A 17101-nucleotide genomic window follows, 5' to 3' on the forward strand; every position below is an offset into this window, starting at 1 on the left:
GGAATTAAACGTTTTATGCTTTTCCGGAAAAATGTATACTTTTCTAAATATATTAAATCGTAGGCTGTACTTTTCGAATGAGATTGATAAAAACAGAAATTTTTTCGACGGCAGTTATGAATAATTCTTCCCTTTACTTTTTTATAATCAGCAGTTATAAGTCAAACATCCAATTATCTTAAAAAATAAAATTACCTTTTCACACCAAATAACAGTTCGATGAAAAAACTATACGCAACACTAAAATACAAACTACTACTACCGCTTTTGACCCTTTTATCTTTTCAGGCATTTTGTCAAACGGCGCCCCCTTCACCTGCGGCAGACTCTCTTAAAATGGGCCTGAAATTTAAAACCGCCCCAATTTATGCCAGGCTTATGCCTTTTGCCATTTACACGGGTCCGGGCATAACCACCGACCGGATCGCGCAGATGATCGAAGTTGGAAAAACTTTTAATGTCGTCGACGTTGGAATTGCTTTTGGGCGGAATTCGCTGAGGCCTGATACTTCGTTATTTTTGGAAGGTAAGGTAACAATGGACGTTGGTAATATCGGTATTTTTGCCAACGAAATGACCATAGGAGCAGGACGGGTTTTTGACAATAAAGGAAGTCTGATGCTTGAACTTTCCTACAATTTATTTGCTCAGCTTTCAAAGAATTTTGGCGTCGGACTTACAACGGGTTATTACGATTTTAGCAATCAGACATACGGCAGCTCTAAAAGTTTCTTCGGGGTTTTTATCAGATATGGTTTGCAGCGCAGCGATTCCGGAGGAATTTTGGGTTTAGGAAGAGGAAGGCCCGGACGACGCCAGGGACATCACCGGGGACGGGGGCGATGAAATCAAAGGCCGGTAAGAAATCTGTTTTACCGGCCTTTGATTTTTGTAAAATATAGATTGATCTAATTTTTACCAAGGTATGCGGATACCGTAAATCGCATGGTTTCAGAAAATGGACTTCCCTCGGAAACCGGTATAAGATATGAAAAATCGGCACCGTAATTTTTCAGGATCAGAAAACCTGCCCCAAGCGTTATGTATTTTTTGTTGGCTTTGTTTTTGCTTTCTGTATGATAACCACCACGTAAGGCAAAAGCAGATTTGTACCAATATTCACCACCAAAAGAAAGTGCCACTTCTTGCAGTTCTTCCTTCAAACCACCAGGTGCATCAGAAAATGATTTAATCACACCCTGCAAAGCGGATTGATTAGTTGAATAAAAAGAATATGTTGTCGGGACCATCAGCTTGCTGGCATCTAAGATAAAATTGAAACGATGCTGTACATTGGGAGAGATAGAAACCCCGCCGCCAATTTTTAAAGTCGTTGGAATAAATCCGTTTCCATAAGATGGCCCATAATCTATTTTGCCTCCCAGATTTGAAAGTACTGCGCCAAAGGTATAGGTCAGATTTTTTCCGGAAGGATCATTAATGACTTGTTTTCGGTAAAAAGCACTGACGTCTGCTGCAATGACTCTACCGGTTTCAAATACCGTCCCTGATATCAAGCCCTGGCCTGCCAGGTTGGACGAGATATATTTCATCGTCAGACCCATCGAAAAATTTCTACCCAGTTGCCGTGAATAAGTAGCATTTAAAGAAATATCAGAGGGATTTTCAGAAGAAGAATTTCCTCCACTTCTGTAATAATTCACAGAGCCTGCTATGGCCTGTCCCTTACCGATCTTTTTATAAACGCTTGCGTAGCCAAGCCAAATATCATCTGTTAGTTTAGGTAACCAGGGCGTGTAGGAGAGAGAAGCTCCAAAATCTCTATCTGCGAATGTAAGTTTCGCTGCATTCCAGTAAGTCGAATTTGCATCCGGGCTTAAAGCAACACCTCCTTCTCCCATCGCCGAACTGCGTGCATCGGGCGAAAAGGTCAGAAACGGGATTGGAGTGTAAGGAACTGCGGGGCCGGAAGTCTGGGCTAACAATCCACTACCTGATAAAGAAAATACCAGGCAGGTACTCAGTAAGGCTTTTTTCATGCTAATATATTTTTAGAGGTGATTTACGCAGTTGCAGTATCAATAATGGCAGGAAATTTTATAATGAAATAACCTGATTTTATCATACTCTTCCTTTATTTCGGAACGTAACCGAAAGTGATTTATTATGCACATAACCCCAAAAAATCTATTGTATAAAAGTTGTCCTGACTCTGTTGGCTTATTGGAATTCAGGATGGAAAAGCTGAATTAATTCTGAATCGATTGGTCGAAAGTGGCGAATGGGAAGTTATTTGAGATAGATTAATTTTGAATTGCATCTATAAGTTTTGAACGAACTTAATTTATAACCAAAAACAGTTTCCAGTCATGACCGGAAACCGTTTTTGTGGATTAAATATCTTATTAGAATTTAAAAGAAATCCCGGCGTTCACCGAGTAATCTGCAAAGGCTGCATCCCCGCGGACGTAGGTATTGTAGGTGATAGAATTTTCTTTATCCGTTACGCTCTGCGTTCTGTTTCTTGCCAACGCAATAGGTACACTCACATAGATGCTATACTTTTTTGTCGAATAATTGATACTCGGTTCTGCGCTCCAAACGTAACCGGGACGACGGAAATCACCGCTTCCGCCAACGATGTCATGAACAGGAATTCCTTCCAGACGTGCTCCGGCTGCCACAGTCAGGCCGTGAACAACATTGCTCAGAGAATAACTAAAACCACCTCTTGCCATATACTGATCCGGAACGCTCATGATGGCTTCGTTGGCCAGGCGCGGTGATAATGTTTCACGATAAGTCCGCACGCCATTTTGTTCTCTTGGATTAACCAGATAGTAAAAATTTGCATATACCCCAAAGTTGTGAGATACATTATAATACGTATTTGCCTCGATCGTAAAACCTGTACCACCGTCTCCAAGCTGTATGGATTGATCGACAGTACGAAGTTCTTTGCTTCCGTTAGGGCCAACATTGTACCAGTAATCCTGATAATCATAGTCTCCTGTCGGAAGTTTGATACCCAATCCAAGCTGAATATTACCACGTGTACTTTTCTTTGGATCAAAGAGCCAGTGATAAGCAGCGATTCGCATGTCGCCAATGCCAAATGAATGGGTGCTATGGCGCTGGTTAAATTTGTTAACACCGTTGATTAGGCCATGCTCGTATAAAGATGAGCGGGCATTGGAGATAACCGGCAAATCAATCATGATAGACCAGCGGTCGTTCAAAATTCTGGTAAGATTAATGTCCAGGGAGGCCGTGTGATTAATCACTTCTGTATGCTGTTTTAGCCGGTCTTTGTTTTCTTCTGTACCTGAATAATGGCGGAAAGATTTGAAATAACGGGCGCTGGTTGTCAATACCCATTGTTGATGATCTGTACTGTCGGCATGCGCAAGCATACATACATTTCCTGTGCTGCGAATGGCAACACAACCCTGTGCGATAGATTTCTGGGTAAAAAGCGAGGTAACAGAAATGATCAGGCAGAAAATAAATATAAGTTTTTTCACAAGATTGTCTGGTAGAATTTAATGGATAGAACTGTCTGATTAAAATTTTACACTATTATTTCAAATGAATAAATAGCGCATTTGAAGTCATTGAAATGGGCTTACATTTCAATGAGCAAATTTGTTTACACAAAAAATAAATCAGGCTTGTTCAGGTGGGGGAGACAAAATATTGCGGTATGTTTTGGAGGTATGATCCGCATATTGATCATGCACAGGCAGATGGTTTTCAGACCATTCCAATAAATAGAATACATGTTTTCTGTCAGAAGCCATATATTCTTTTACGAAGTTTTTCAAAACAGTTGCATGCGCGTTTTTATGCGCATCTGACGGTGTGCCTCCAATTTCGTTAAGCATATTTGACACCAGCGAACTAAACCGCTCACGTGCATTCTGATCAAACTCGCAATGCACATAAAGCGTGTCATTGATCAGTTGCCGGGTTTTCATCTGGTAGTAGTTACCATTATGCTGAATCATTCCTTCCACCGATTCGGGGGATTTCCAGTTTGTCTGATAGGGGAGCGCAACAGGAATTTTTATAACGATATCCTGGGAGTAAGAATCTGTTTCTATATAATTCTGTTTTTCGGAGCTGACAGTATTTTTATTTTCACACAAATAAACCACAGAGTAGCCCACTGTATTATAAAGTAAAAGCCCGAAAAGCAGAACTGACAGAATTCGAATCAAAGAAATATGGCATTTAGTACAATCCTGTGCAAATTTATAAGAATGTTAATAGTTTGCAAGTGATCAACTGCCGCGCTTATTGTATTTCTTAATCAATAGATTGATAATGAGAACCATTAAAATCAATGGTGAAATTTTTATTCATCAATCTTTCCTGGTTTTGAAACCACTGCTCTCTTTTTACGGGATTCTGGAAAAATCATTGGACTATGTTCGGGACGTTCATCACCCAGCAAAATTCCCCATTGCCTGAACATATCTGTACGGTCGAAAATAACTTTGAGCACAGCGATGATCGGCATGGATAAAAACATGCCTGGCACTGCTGCAATACTTCCCCCGACAATGACTCCAAGGATAGCAAAAAGCGCGTTGATCTTTACTTTGGATCCAACAATTCTTGGCATCAGAATATTGTTGTCCAGAAACTGAACACCTGCAATTACGCCTAAGACAGTAAATATCGGCCAAAGTTCTGTTGAAGAAGTCATCGTCAGGATAACGCCAATAACATTACCCATCAAAGCTCCGACATAAGGTATCAGGTTTAAAATCGCAAAAATAACTCCGATCAAAAGTGCATGTTTAATGCCGATGATCATCAAAATTCCACCCACCAGAACAGTCATGTAAGTGATCTGGATCAGTAGACCAATCAGGTAACTTTTTATAATCAGTTCGCTTTCATAAATGGCATCCTTCACATTGGAGTGATGTTCTTCACTAAACCACATGAAAATAAAACGAAGCAGGAGATCTTTGTAAAAAAGGATCAGGTATATGTAAATTGGCAAAAGCCCTACAAAAACGAAAATAGAACTTAGCGTCAGTGCAAATGTGCTGACACGTTTTCCGGCAAAACTGAGCAGCTCATTCGTGTTTTTGTTTAGAAAATCGAGCTGTTCTTTTGTCGAATAATGCGTTATGCCGGATACCCAGTTGCTGAGTGTGTTGAGGTGAATGCTGACGTTACTTTTTATTTTTGGAAAATCTGCCACAAGTGAACCGACCTGTGCGGAGAAGAACCATATTATCCCGCCGAGCAAAAGAAATACCAGAAGGATAGGTATGACAATAGCGATGGCTTCCGGAAACTTTCTTTTTTTTAAAAACCTGAAAACCGGAAGAAGTACCAGGCTGATAAAAAATGCCATGATGATAGGCATCAGGATACTTCTTCCAATATAAAAAATTGCAGTCAGAAGTACGAGCCCGAGCAGCTCGATTGATCTTCTGACAGTTAGGGGCATATTATTCATGTATATTAATCAGTTCTGTAATAATGCCGGGTCAGTTTGTTGGAATAGGTTCCAGCAATTCAACCTCAACATGTAGGGAATCCAGCGTAGCATTTCCGTATTGGGTAACCATGGCAACATCGGCCGCATCACGGCCATGAGCGATTTCTATGCGGTAACCCTCTGTTTGTTCCTGCACAGCATCAAATGCATACCATTCTCCGCCGATGTAAACTTCAAACCAGGCATGAAGATCCATTTCCTGAAGTTTGTCAAGATATCCAACGGTCATACGTGCAGGAATGCAAAGATTTCTGCAAAGTGCGATTGCCAGATGCGTAAAATCACGGCAGACGCCTATACGGTTACGAACGATATCCAGTGCAGTGGTGGTGGCATCGGTTACACCATATTGATATTTGATATTGTTATGAATCCATTTTCTGATCTCTTCTACCTGGTCATAGCCGGGTACAAAATTTCCTGCGATTTCCATGGCGAGTTTATTAATCTCCGGAAGATCAGACTGGCAGTAACGGCTTGGAAGTATAAAATGCATTACCTCATCGGGTAAGTTACCTACAAGCACATACGCAGGAACCGGATTTGGAATTGGTTTGGTCACGTTCACCTGAGCCTGTACTTCGGTCGTGATTGTTACCTGCCCAACCGGCAGTATAGCGCGTTGACAAGGATTTCCGTACAGATCGGTATATTCCGAAAATTCCACGGAAGGATCAATACTAAAACCTTCCTGTAAAATAGATTGGCCGTCCTGTCTTCTTGGACGCAGCATCGTAGTAACATTTGTTGGCGAATAAACACTGTAAGTGATTACGCTCCTTCCTTTCATTTTCATAAAATCCGAATTAAAGCTTTTGGTTAAAAAACACGTTAAAAATTCATGCCATGGTAATAATTTGCATTTTGTATCTGATAAAAGTTAAATATTTTTATGAATGCACCCTATTAATCTTTGGAACTTAAACGATCGGATTTTGGCTATTTAAATCGAAATATTCCTTCTGATTAAATTTACAAGATAGAAAATAGAATGCAACGAGATACTCGCCTGGGCTTTATTATTATTTTTATCGGATGAAGAATGTATTTTTATTTTACTGGATTTTCTGCTTCTCAGCTGCACAGGCGCAAACTGCTGTCGATAATTTTGATTTGGCTATTTTGCAAAAACTGGAAGCAAGTCGCACGGATGGCCAGACCAGGTTTATGAGAGGGATTTCTGATGCCAATAATTATGTCAATGCAGGAATACCTGCCGGATTGTTTGTTGCAGGCATTATTGACCACAACAAAAGTATGCGGCAGAATGCTTTTTATGTATTCAGCAGTACAGCCTGCACCGCTATTTTAAATCTTTCTTTGAAAAAAATCTTCAAAAGACCCAGGCCTTTCAACGTGCATTTATCGCTCACGCCTGTCTATAAACCGGGCGAATATTCTCTGCCATCAGGCCACACCTCGGCGTCATTCAGCACGGCCACATCATTATCCATGGCTTATCCAAAATGGTATGTTATTGCACCGTCGATGTTATGGGCAGGAACGGTGGGATATTCAAGAATGTATCTCGGCGTTCATAATCCCTCAGACGTAGCGGCTGGTGCGGCACTTGGTGTTGGAACAGCACTTGGTTTCAGTTTTATGAGGCGATAATCTCAATCAGAATCCTGGGTTGTGTGGGATTTATTCCTGTTTAGTTCGAAACTGGAATTGAAAATATTCCAGGTGGCTTTTAGGTTTAACATGTATTTTGCCGTTCAGTAATATTAACAAAGCCTTAATATTTAAGGTGCTAATTTGCAGTGTCTTACTATGCCGTTTAAACGGTGAGATCATTTTAAATTCAAATTGATATAGCCATGAAAACTTTCACCTCAGATTATTCAGAAGATTTTGCAAGTGAATTAAGATCTAGCAAAGCGAGTGCACGGATTCCGAGAGAAGATGCGGTTATGGATCTTGCCAAAAGGGTAGGGCAAATGACTGATAGCGGCGCCGGCGTTACCAGGATTGATCTGGAAAGATACATGGGGAGAAATGATCTTTTACGGATCAATTATCTTCAAAGAGGGGTCAATGCAGCCAGAGCGGTTTGCCGGATTTATATCCCTGATCTTTTTGGAGCTCAGGGCGAATGGGGAACTGGATTTTTGATTACGCCAAGGTTGATCATAACAAATAATCATGTCATAAAAGACAAAGCTGCCGCCGCACGAGGCTTTGCAGAATTTGATTTTGAAGCGGATGTGAACGGAAGGATGAAGTCCAGCAAAACCTTCTCCTTTCTTCCGGATGAATGTTTTATCACCAGTGGTGAAGATCTGCTGGATTTTACCATCATTGCAGTGGCTGATCAATCGGAAGATGGAAGCGTATTGCTTGAAAGTTTCGGGTTTTTAAGGATGATTCCGGCATTGAATAAAATCGATGAAAAGGAATTTGTGACAATCATTCAACACCCGGGCGGTGGTGAGAAATATATTGCGGTACGAGAAAATGAAGTGATCAAAATCGGGGATGCTATTGATCCGCTAAAAGATAAAAGACTTTGGTATTCCAGTGATACGGCAACGGGATCTTCGGGGGCGCCGGTTTTTAACGATCAGTGGCAGGTTGTGGCCTTGCATCACAGCAGCGTTACCGAGTCAAGAATAGTAGATGGGAAAAAGCAGATTCAGCTGAACGACGGATCATGGGTTGATGAAAATGAACTTGCCAAATTTTCTGATGAGGCCATTAAATACATTGCCAACGAAGGAATCAGGACGAGTAAGATCATTGAAGAAATCAGCATGCAACATGCCGCTGCGGGTGAAGATCGGTTTATGTTGATCCAGCAGCTTTTGGATGATGTGAATGGGGTAATTTTAATCAGCGGGTCAAAACCCAAAGAAAGTATTGTTCCGGGCAAAGATCTTGCTCAGACGGCCAGTTCGTTTGAAAAAGCCTTGGCAGCAAAAGCAAAGGGAAATCTGCGTGACAAAACTTATTACACTGGAAGAACCGGGTTTGACGATAATTTCCTGGGAATGAACATTGGCCTGCCATTAATTAAGGATACAAACGATATCGCAGTCGTTGACGGTACCAAGGATAATGTGCTCAGATATACGCATTATTCAATTGTTTATTCCAAAACAAGAAAAATGGCTTTTTACGCTGCGGTCAATATTGACGGAAGCAAGTCAAACAGCCTGAACCGGGGAACAGATAAGTGGTTTAAAGATCCCAGAATTGATTTGAGTATTCAGGTAGGTGACGAATTTTACAGTTCTGAACCAGGAAGTTTGGGCAACAAAGGATATTTTGACAGGGGTCATTTGGTGCGAAGACTGGATCCGGTTTGGGGTGATGAAAAAACTTCTATTCTTGCCAATGACGATACTTTTCACTGGACAAATTGCAGTCCGCAATACTGGCAGTTCAACCAGGGGCAGGATCTTTGGCAGGGACTTGAAAATTATATCTTGTACAATACGGATGAGGAAGATGTTATGGCCAATGTTTATAACGGACCGATATTTTCTGATGACGATCAAAAACACCGTGGCATTCTGATCCCCAAATATTTCTGGAAAGTGGTTGTGGTAAAGGATAAAAATGCTCGTATTTTTTCTAGTGCTTACGTGGTTGACCAAAGCAAATGGGCGACGAATATTCCTTTTGAAATAATACCAACCGGAGATTTTAACCACTTCCAAACCACGGTTGAAAAACTAGAAAAACAGACCGGACTTACTTTTTCAGATATCATCAGAAACTCGGATGTAAGAAAAAACAAAGCGGATAAAAATCTGCGGAGTTTGTCGGATATTGATCACCCAAGGAGATAAGTTTTAGAGAATGATAGTTTTGACAAGACCTGATTGTCAGGCTTTAGAATATTTAAATTATATCAAAATAGCTTTTTAATCCATTTATAAATCCAGTTAACCTTTCAGCCATTTTTCATGATAAAATCCTGGGGCATTTTTGTTATTTTATTCTGTAACAATTAACACCCAATAGCCATGAAAATAGAAAAAAGTTATTTCACCGCAACTGCTTTTGCAGCCTTTATGCTCCTGACCGGTTTAAGTACCAACGCCCAGACTTTGGCCAAAAATACGGCCTGGCTGGAAAAACAGCTTAATAAACTGGTCAGTGAAGACGAAAAGCACAACTTAAAAAGCAAGGACAAAAAGGCAGTTCCTAAATTTAATTTTAAAGGTTGCCAGATGAATATGGTGCTTGATAGTAAAGATGAAGATGTGTCTTTTGGTATGAACATGGCCTGGCAGCTCAAGGATGTCAGGAAGGTAACTTATAAGCAAAATAAGGACGGAGAGTATACGCTGATTCTGGATGTTCCGGCCGATAAAATTAAAATGAATATGGGCATAGGCGGATTTTCGGGTTCGTTTAATATGGATGATGAAGACATTAAAGAATCAGGTTCGAACAGTTCGTTTACTCTCGATACAAAAGATGAAGGGCTGGTTAAAGAGATTAAACAAAAGTTTGAAGAATCCGTACAGCTTTGCCGAAAAACCAATAGCTGACAGACTGAAAATTCAAGATAATTATTGACGTAAATCAGTCAATAAACAATTTTTAAAGGTAGAGATAATTCGAACAAGAGTTCCGGGATCGGGGCTCTTGTTTTTGTGTTTAGTGCTTTATCTTTTAATCCATTAAATTACCAGAATCGAAGGTTTTTATGCCACTTTTATCTTTAATTCCACCGTGTTTAAAGTCAAAAGGGCCTTTTACCTATTCACAGATTTATGACTGATCGGCTGTATTAATTTTGGGTACGAAAAACGAAAGACAGATTAACAATTTTGTCGCCGTTTAATCACCCATTTCTCACCCTGAATTCTCGCTCAGCATGAAAAACTTTACAAGATCAGAAAAAAGAAAAACAACAAAAAAAGCCCGTGAGACGGCCGGTACAGATATTCTTGTACACCATATGGGAAGTTCAATCACGGTCTTGATCAATTCGATTACCTTTTTAGAAGGGTCTGGAAATTATACTTTTATTTACACAGATGCAGGCAAAAAGTATCTGGTATGTAAAACCATGAAGCTGCTTTCTGAAAATCTGAAACAAAATTTTATACGTATTCATAAATCTTTTCTTATCAATTCAGATCTTATTATCGAACGTATAGAAGAAGACCGTTTACTCAGGATGGCTTGCGGAAGAAAAGTGACGGTTAGTCGCCGGAGAAATAAACAAATTACTAAAATCCTCAATCATTCCCAATTGCAGATCAGTGCCTGAATTTTATAATCAGTATTTTTAGGATGCAATCTTCCAAATCTGGCGGATTGCATTTTTTTATGGTTATTGTTCAATTTATTTTTGAAACTTGTTGCGCAGTCGATTTTGACAGGGCAACTTCTGGTTTCTGTCGTCAGTATTGATAAGCTGAAAAATCGGCTGACTGAACTACCAAAAAATACTAAACTTGTTTTATATGAAAATTAAACACCTGACTTTTCTTGCTCTTGCATTTGCCGCGGGAAATATTCCTGTTTTTGCACAAAAAGGGAAACCACTTTTTCCCGAGCAACCGGGTATGGTATCTTACACATTTCGTAAAAGTCTGTCAAAAGATGCAGCTGCAACGCTGGATACATTGAAAAATCTTGGCATCAAAGACATGGAGTTTTCCAATTTGTTTGGTAAAACAGCAGCAGATCTTCGTAAATTATTAGACGAAAGAGGTATCAAAGCTTCCTCATTTGGGGTCGGTTATGCCGATGCACTTGATAAAACGCAGGAAGTGGGTCAAAATGCAAAAACCTTGGGAGCAAAGTTTGTCCGTGTAGCCTGGATTCCGCATCAGGGCGCATTTACACTGGCGATGGCGGAAAAAACAGTGGCAGATTTTAACCAGATCGGCAAGCGTTTGAAAGATGAATTCGGTCTTACTTTTTGTTATCACAACCACGGCTATGAATTTGAAAAATATGAAGACGGCACTTTAATGGATTATATCATCCAGAAAACCGATCCAAAATATGTGAGTTTTGAGCTGGATATGTTATGGGCATTTTTCCCCGGACAGGATCCTGCGGCTTTGATCAAAAAATATCCTGGCCGTTTCAAACTGATACATATGAAAGATCTTCGCAAGGGTGTTCAGGGAAATATGTCAGGTGGGACACCGGTTGAAAATGATGTTGCTCTGGGTACGGGACAGCTGGACATTCCAACAATTTTGAGAGCTGCCAAAAAATCGTCGATCGAGCATTTTTATATTGAAGACGAAAGTCCAAGTTATGCTACACAGGTGCCACAAACGATCGCGTATCTGAAAAGCCTGACATACTAAAAATGTTTTAACCACCTTTTAGGACGGATCAAACCAAAAAGTTGCCGTTGGCGCTGAGAAGTCAGTTTTAACGGCAATTTTTTGGTTTAACTTTATCAGCAACTTTCGAAAACATAATTTAAAGAAATTCATATCCAAAATGAACATCAGCTTTTATGCGCCGCATTGGGGAAATACCCTTCCTTTTGATACGTTTTGTAAAAATGTTAAAACCGCAGGATATGACGGTGTAGAAATGGATTTGCCTTTTGATGAAAAGGAGAAGCAGAAAATTCTGTCTGTTATCGCGGATCATGATCTTAAATTAATCGGTCAGTACTGGCAGTCGTTTGAGAAAAATTTGAATGAACATTTGGCGGGTTATGAAAACTATCTGCGTCATCTCATTGCAGCTAATCCGGTTTTTATCAATTGCCAGACTGGCAAGGACTATTTCAATTTCAGCCAGAATAAAACGCTTTTTGATTTGGCCGACCGCCTTTCACAGGAATCCGGTATAGCCATTATCCACGAAACTCATCGTGGTAAATGTTTGTATGCAGCCAACATTACGCATGATTATCTGACCAGAATTCCGGATCTGCGCATCACGCTCGATATTTCGCATTGGTGTAATGTGCACGAGTCCCTACTGGAAGATCAGCAGGAAGCAGTCGATCTGGCTATAACACGTACTGCTCATATTCATAGTCGAGTGGGGCATCCGGAAGGTCCGCAAGTTAACGATCCCCGTGCTCCCGAATGGGCAGAAACGTTGGAAAAGCATTTGAAATGGTGGGATAAAATCGCGGAAATTCATAGCAAAAATAATACTGAGCTTACCATCACCACAGAATTTGGCCCGGCTACATACATGCCTGTGCTGCCATATACCCAGTTGCCGGTGGGCGATCAATGGGAAATCAATGTGCACATGATGAACCTTTTAAAGGCGCGGTATCAGGTATTTTGACTTCTATTTGGAAAAACAGGTTTTAAACAATCTTCAATTTGCAAATTCACCACAAATGGAATAGAGTTAATAAAATCTTGTATATTACTACAAAAAATGCCCGCCCTAGAATATGTCGCTTTGTAAAGCAATGAAGAAAGAAGTTTTTTGTTCAATATGTTTTGTAGCAATACTGCAACTAATCAGCACCGTAGTTTTTGGACAGAACAGACCTATCCACTTCAAAAAAGTAACCACGGAAAACGGGCTTTCGAGTAATAACGTCAATTGTATTTTTCAGGATAAAAAGGGATTTATATGGCTGGGCACCAGAAATGGGCTAAATAGATATGACGGCAGCAAGGTGAATACTTTTCGAAATAATGAAAAGGATCCGTTTAGTCTGAGCAATAATTATGTGACCGGTATTGTTGAGGATCATGCCGGCAATATCTGGATTGCAACAGTTGGCGGCGGATTGAATATGTTTGATAGAAATACCGGCAAATTTTACGCCTACAAACATATTGAGAAAAATAATAAAAGTATTGTAGCCAATTATATCACCCGGCTGGAAACCGACAAAGACGGAAAACTCTGGGTGGCAACATCAGAGGGTCTGGATTTTTTTGATCCTGAGACCAAGTCTGTGATAAAACATTTCCGACATGATAAGTCTGACCTGAAATCGATCAGTGACAATAATGTTTTTGCTATTTTTTGTGACCGGGAAAATAATATCTGGGCCGGAACGGCAAACGGACTGAATTTTCTTGACCGAAAAACAAATGTTTTTAAAAGGTTTGTGTCAGATAAAAATATTTCCTCTCTTTCGGGAAATGATATACGGAGCATCTTCCAGGATACGCTTGGCAGGATTTGGATCGGAACTTTCGGTGATGGATTAAATCTATATGATCCAAAAGACAATACTTTCACACACTTCAAAAATGATCAGGCAAATCCTGCGTCGCTGTCGAATAACAACATAACGGGCATCAGGCAGATAGACGGAAATTTATACATAGGAACTGAAAATGGCGGGCTCAATATTCTTGATATGAATAATTGGAGCTTTACCTCTCATGTTCAGGATGATATTGACCAAAGTAGTTTATCGTCAAATTCTGTTGACTATATTTATAAAGACCGGCAAAACAACCTTTGGCTTGGTGTGTATGGCGGCGGCGCTAATGTCTATGTAAGAAGTAATAATTTTGATCATTATGAACATAGCAGCCTTCCCGGCAGTTTATCCCATAATTTTGTGCTTTGTTTTTTTGAAGATGCAGAAATTAATTTCTGGATTGGAACAGATGGCGGCGGATTAAATTTATATGATCGAAAAACGGGGCGATTTACTGCCTATAAACATTCGGAGTCAGCGCAAAGCATCGGCGGGAATTACATTCTGGCTATTGTTGAGGATAGTCAGCAAAAATTATGGATAGGCACCTGGGGCGATGGTGTAAGCATATTTGACCGGAAAACCGGAAAATTTACAAAGCTCAAAAATGATAAAAAGGAGCCGAATGGTCTGCGGAATAACGATGTGTACTCCATTGCTATTACACCCGACAAAAAATTGTGGTTTAGTACTTACGGTGATGGTGTTGACTCCTATGACCCGGAAACAAAAAAGTTTGAACATCATTTACATGATCCGCTCGTTGCCGGAAGTCTTTGTAATAACATTGTCAATACTTTGTTTACGGATCATTCAGGACGACTTTGGATCGGTACCGAAGATGGAAAACTAAGTCTTTATGATCCGAAGACGGGAAAGTTTATAGTCAAAAATATTTCTGACAAAAATGTCAATGACAATCCTGTAATTTCCATTTCCCAGGATCATCTTGGTATTTTATGGCTTGCAACCGTCAAGGGGCTTATCCGTTATGACCCTAAAACAGAGCTGCACAAAAGATACACGACCGAAGACGGCCTGATCAATAATATGACACAGGCCGTAGTCGAGGATAATCAGGGAATGATCTGGGTAAGTACCGCTGCCGGACTGTCAAAGTTCGACCCGGTCAGGAAAAAGTTTACACGTTACGCTGCCGGATATGGCCTGCAGGCAAATGAATTTAAGCAGAAGTCGGGCTACAAGGATTCAAATGGTATTTTGTATTTCGGAGGTGTTAATGGATTTAACAAATTTGATCCGAGAAAGCTAATTCCGGGAGAACATACCTTCCCGATTGTATTGACAAATTTGAAAATCTTTAATAAGAAAATTAAAGTAAGTACGGACGGAAGTACCCCATTGGAAAAGGATATTTCTCAGACTTCTTCCATCCGGCTTTCCCATGATCAATCATTTATTTCGCTGGAATTTGCTGCGCTGGATTATACATTTTCGGGAGAAAAATATGCTTACATGCTGGAAGGATTTGATCAGGAATGGAACTACGTCGGAGCAAATAATTCAGCTGTTTATACAAACCTGCCGCCAGGAACCTACACGTTTAAAGTAAAAGCCCAGAACTTTTCAGGAAGCTGGACCGAAGGGGAAAATCATTTAACCATTACCATTACACCTCCGTTTTACAACACATGGTGGTTTTGGATTTTGAGTATTTTAATTCTTTCCTGGCTTGTGTATGCTATTTACAGATACAGGATCAACGCCATTATTACTCAAAAAGCAGATCTGGAAAAGCTGGTCCAGCAGCGGACACTGGAGGTTAAAAAGCAGGCTGAGGAGCTATATGAGCAGTCTGAACACCTTCAATCTTTAAATGAAGAATTGCAGGCACAGTCCGAAGAGTTGAGATCCCAGACCGATGAGCTGTTTATTCAACGCGAACAGGAGCAATCTGCACGGGAGGAAGCCGAACGCGCCAATCAGGCAAAAAGTATATTTCTGGCCACAATGAGCCATGAAATCCGGACTCCCATGAATGGCGTAATTGGTATGACAGCACTGTTGTCAGAGACTGAATTGACACAGGAACAAAAGGATTATACGCGTACTATTGCAACCAGTGGCGAGGCTTTATTAAATGTGATCGATGATATCCTTGACTATTCCAAGATTGAATCGGGTAATATTGATCTTGAAAAACAGGCGTTTGATCTGCGTATTGTGATGGAAGAAATCATGGACCTTTTTTCATTACAGGCTTCCAGGAAAAATATTGATCTGCTTTATTTTATAGAAGAAAACCTGCCGGACTTTATTATCGGCGATAGTTCCAGATTGAAGCAGATTTTAACCAATCTGATCAATAACGCAATAAAATTTACGACGAATGGAGAGGTTTTTGTTCATGTTCTGAAACTTGGTGATGATCCGGAAAATGGATTGAATATTGGATTTTCGGTGAAAGACAGCGGAATTGGGATTCGTCAGGACCAGATGCCTAATCTCTTCAAAGCCTTTACTCAGGTCGATTCTTCCATTAACCGAAAATATGGCGGCACGGGTCTTGGGCTTGTTATCTGTGAGCGACTGGTCAGGATTATGGGTGGCGAAATTGTGGTCAAAAGTGTCTACGGGCAGGGCTCTGTTTTTTCTTTCAGTATTCAAACGCAGGCCGGTACAGGGCTGGAAAGAAATGTTACGGAGAGCCTGAAAATAACAGAGATTTCGGGAAAAAGGGTATTGCTTGTCGGTGGGAGCGAGACCAGTCAGATGATTTTGAAAAGTTATTTCAACCGATTTAAACTTGTTACCAGTGCTGTTTTTTTAGAGAGCGAAGCTGTTGAAATGCTAAGTGAAAACAAACTTATTGAACTGGTCATTGCACAAATGAGCCTGACCGGATCTGATGGTTTAAGTTTGGCTCGCACGCTGAAAAATAGTGTAAATTCCAGACCTGTTGTTTTGCTCCATACTGCGGGAGACGATACTGCTTTCAAATTTCCGGATTTATTTGCAGGCAGTTTGACTTTGCCGGTTAAAAAGTCAGCTTTGTTAAATGTTATTCACAGAGCTATAACAGATCATAAAAACGTTAATCTAAATATTGCAAAAGACGTCAAAATTCTGGACAGCCATTTTTCAGAACAATTCCCGTTAAAAATTCTTGTTGCAGAGGATAACCTTGTTAATCAAAAATTTATACAATATGTTTTGCAAAAGCTGGGTTATGAAATCGTAATTGCCGACAATGGGATTGAAGCTTTAAAGAAACTTTCTGAAACGTTTTATGATGTGATTTTAATGGATATTCAAATGCCGGAAATGGATGGTTTTGAAGCGACGAAAATGATCCGAAAAGATTTTGGAACAAAACCCTATATCATAGCATTGACAGCCAATGCGATGCAGGAAGACAGGAATAATTGTTTATTGGCCGGAATGGATGATTATGTCGCCAAACCTATAAAACTGGAAGTTATCAAAGAAGTTTTGCAAAAGGCGCACAGTGTTGTTAGGCAGTGAAATCCTCA

13 protein-coding genes are annotated in these 17101 nt (G+C 40.2%); 8 read left to right on the plus strand and 5 right to left on the minus strand.

Annotation, left to right across the window (positions count from 1 at the left end; all coding sequences use genetic code 11):
* Positions 1-219 precede the first annotated feature (219 nt).
* Positions 220-846: a hypothetical protein gene (locus tag LXL81_RS04270; protein WP_234645466.1), complete on the plus strand. Its 627-nt coding sequence runs from the start codon at positions 220-222 to the stop codon at positions 844-846.
* Positions 847-908: 62 nt separating this feature from the next.
* Here LXL81_RS04270 and porV read toward each other — a convergent pair whose 3' ends face one another.
* From porV to LXL81_RS04295, 5 genes are all read right to left on the minus strand, one after another.
* A complete protein-coding gene (gene porV, locus LXL81_RS04275) occupies positions 909-2000 on the minus strand; it encodes a type IX secretion system outer membrane channel protein PorV (RefSeq protein WP_234645467.1) in 1092 nt (363 codons plus the stop codon).
* 366 nt (positions 2001-2366) lie between these two features.
* Entirely contained in the window at positions 2367-3485 is a 1119-nt protein-coding gene (locus LXL81_RS04280; protein ID WP_234645468.1) for a transporter, read from the minus strand.
* 141 nt (positions 3486-3626) lie between these two features.
* A complete protein-coding gene (locus tag LXL81_RS04285; RefSeq protein ID WP_234645469.1) occupies positions 3627-4181 on the minus strand; it encodes a hypothetical protein in 555 nt (184 codons plus the stop codon).
* A 137-nt stretch (positions 4182-4318) separates the two neighbouring features.
* On the minus strand, positions 4319-5431 hold the full coding sequence (locus LXL81_RS04290; protein WP_234645470.1) for an AI-2E family transporter: 1113 nt from the start codon (positions 5429-5431) through the stop codon (positions 4319-4321).
* Positions 5432-5471: 40 nt separating this feature from the next.
* Positions 5472-6278: a transglutaminase family protein gene (locus LXL81_RS04295; protein ID WP_234645471.1), complete on the minus strand. Its 807-nt coding sequence runs from the start codon at positions 6276-6278 to the stop codon at positions 5472-5474.
* A 239-nt stretch (positions 6279-6517) separates the two neighbouring features.
* On the opposite strand from LXL81_RS04295, the gene LXL81_RS04300 reads away from it, so the two are divergent.
* The 7 genes from LXL81_RS04300 to LXL81_RS04330 all read left to right on the plus strand — a co-directional run bounded on the left by LXL81_RS04300 (position 6518) and on the right by LXL81_RS04330 (position 17093).
* Positions 6518-7096, plus strand: coding sequence for a phosphatase PAP2 family protein (locus LXL81_RS04300; protein ID WP_234645472.1), 579 nt, complete (start codon positions 6518-6520; stop codon positions 7094-7096).
* 206 nt (positions 7097-7302) lie between these two features.
* Complete coding sequence (locus tag LXL81_RS04305; protein ID WP_234645473.1) at positions 7303-9276, plus strand: DNA/RNA non-specific endonuclease; 1974 nt, start codon at positions 7303-7305, stop codon at positions 9274-9276.
* A gap of 177 nt (positions 9277-9453) precedes the next feature.
* On the plus strand, positions 9454-9984 hold the full coding sequence (locus LXL81_RS04310) for a hypothetical protein (RefSeq protein ID WP_234645474.1): 531 nt from the start codon (positions 9454-9456) through the stop codon (positions 9982-9984).
* 329 nt (positions 9985-10313) lie between these two features.
* Positions 10314-10712 carry a LytTR family DNA-binding domain-containing protein gene (locus LXL81_RS04315; RefSeq protein WP_234645475.1) on the plus strand — a complete coding sequence of 133 codons (399 nt, stop codon included), beginning with the start codon at positions 10314-10316 and terminating at the stop codon, positions 10710-10712.
* Between the two features lie 196 nt (positions 10713-10908).
* On the plus strand, positions 10909-11769 hold the full coding sequence (locus LXL81_RS04320; RefSeq protein WP_234645476.1) for a sugar phosphate isomerase/epimerase: 861 nt from the start codon (positions 10909-10911) through the stop codon (positions 11767-11769).
* Between the two features lie 139 nt (positions 11770-11908).
* Complete coding sequence (locus LXL81_RS04325; protein WP_234645477.1) at positions 11909-12721, plus strand: sugar phosphate isomerase/epimerase; 813 nt, start codon at positions 11909-11911, stop codon at positions 12719-12721.
* A gap of 130 nt (positions 12722-12851) precedes the next feature.
* Entirely contained in the window at positions 12852-17093 is a 4242-nt protein-coding gene (locus LXL81_RS04330) for a hybrid sensor histidine kinase/response regulator (RefSeq protein ID WP_234645478.1), read from the plus strand.
* Positions 17094-17101: the final 8 nt, after the last annotated feature.

The sequence above is a fragment of the Dyadobacter sp. CY356 genome, assembly GCF_021440195.1.
GTDB lineage: Bacteria > Bacteroidota > Bacteroidia > Cytophagales > Spirosomataceae > Dyadobacter.

What these genes read in the sequence shown, in the direction of transcription:
- LXL81_RS04270 (WP_234645466.1), top strand. Translation starts at nt 220, where the DNA reads ATGAAAAAACTATACGCAACACTAAAATACAAACTACTACTACCGCTT.
- porV (WP_234645467.1), bottom strand. Translation starts at nt 2,000, where the DNA reads ATGAAAAAAGCCTTACTGAGTACCTGCCTGGTATTTTCTTTATCAGGT.
- LXL81_RS04290 (WP_234645470.1), bottom strand. Translation starts at nt 5,431, where the DNA reads ATGCCCCTAACTGTCAGAAGATCAATCGAGCTGCTCGGGCTCGTACTT.
- LXL81_RS04295 (WP_234645471.1), bottom strand. Translation starts at nt 6,278, where the DNA reads ATGAAAATGAAAGGAAGGAGCGTAATCACTTACAGTGTTTATTCGCCA.
- LXL81_RS04300 (WP_234645472.1), top strand. Translation starts at nt 6,518, where the DNA reads ATGAAGAATGTATTTTTATTTTACTGGATTTTCTGCTTCTCAGCTGCA.
- LXL81_RS04305 (WP_234645473.1), top strand. Translation starts at nt 7,303, where the DNA reads ATGAAAACTTTCACCTCAGATTATTCAGAAGATTTTGCAAGTGAATTA.
- LXL81_RS04310 (WP_234645474.1), top strand. Translation starts at nt 9,454, where the DNA reads ATGAAAATAGAAAAAAGTTATTTCACCGCAACTGCTTTTGCAGCCTTT.
- LXL81_RS04315 (WP_234645475.1), top strand. Translation starts at nt 10,314, where the DNA reads ATGAAAAACTTTACAAGATCAGAAAAAAGAAAAACAACAAAAAAAGCC.
- LXL81_RS04320 (WP_234645476.1), top strand. Translation starts at nt 10,909, where the DNA reads ATGAAAATTAAACACCTGACTTTTCTTGCTCTTGCATTTGCCGCGGGA.
- LXL81_RS04325 (WP_234645477.1), top strand. Translation starts at nt 11,909, where the DNA reads ATGAACATCAGCTTTTATGCGCCGCATTGGGGAAATACCCTTCCTTTT.
- LXL81_RS04330 (WP_234645478.1), top strand. Translation starts at nt 12,852, where the DNA reads ATGAAGAAAGAAGTTTTTTGTTCAATATGTTTTGTAGCAATACTGCAA.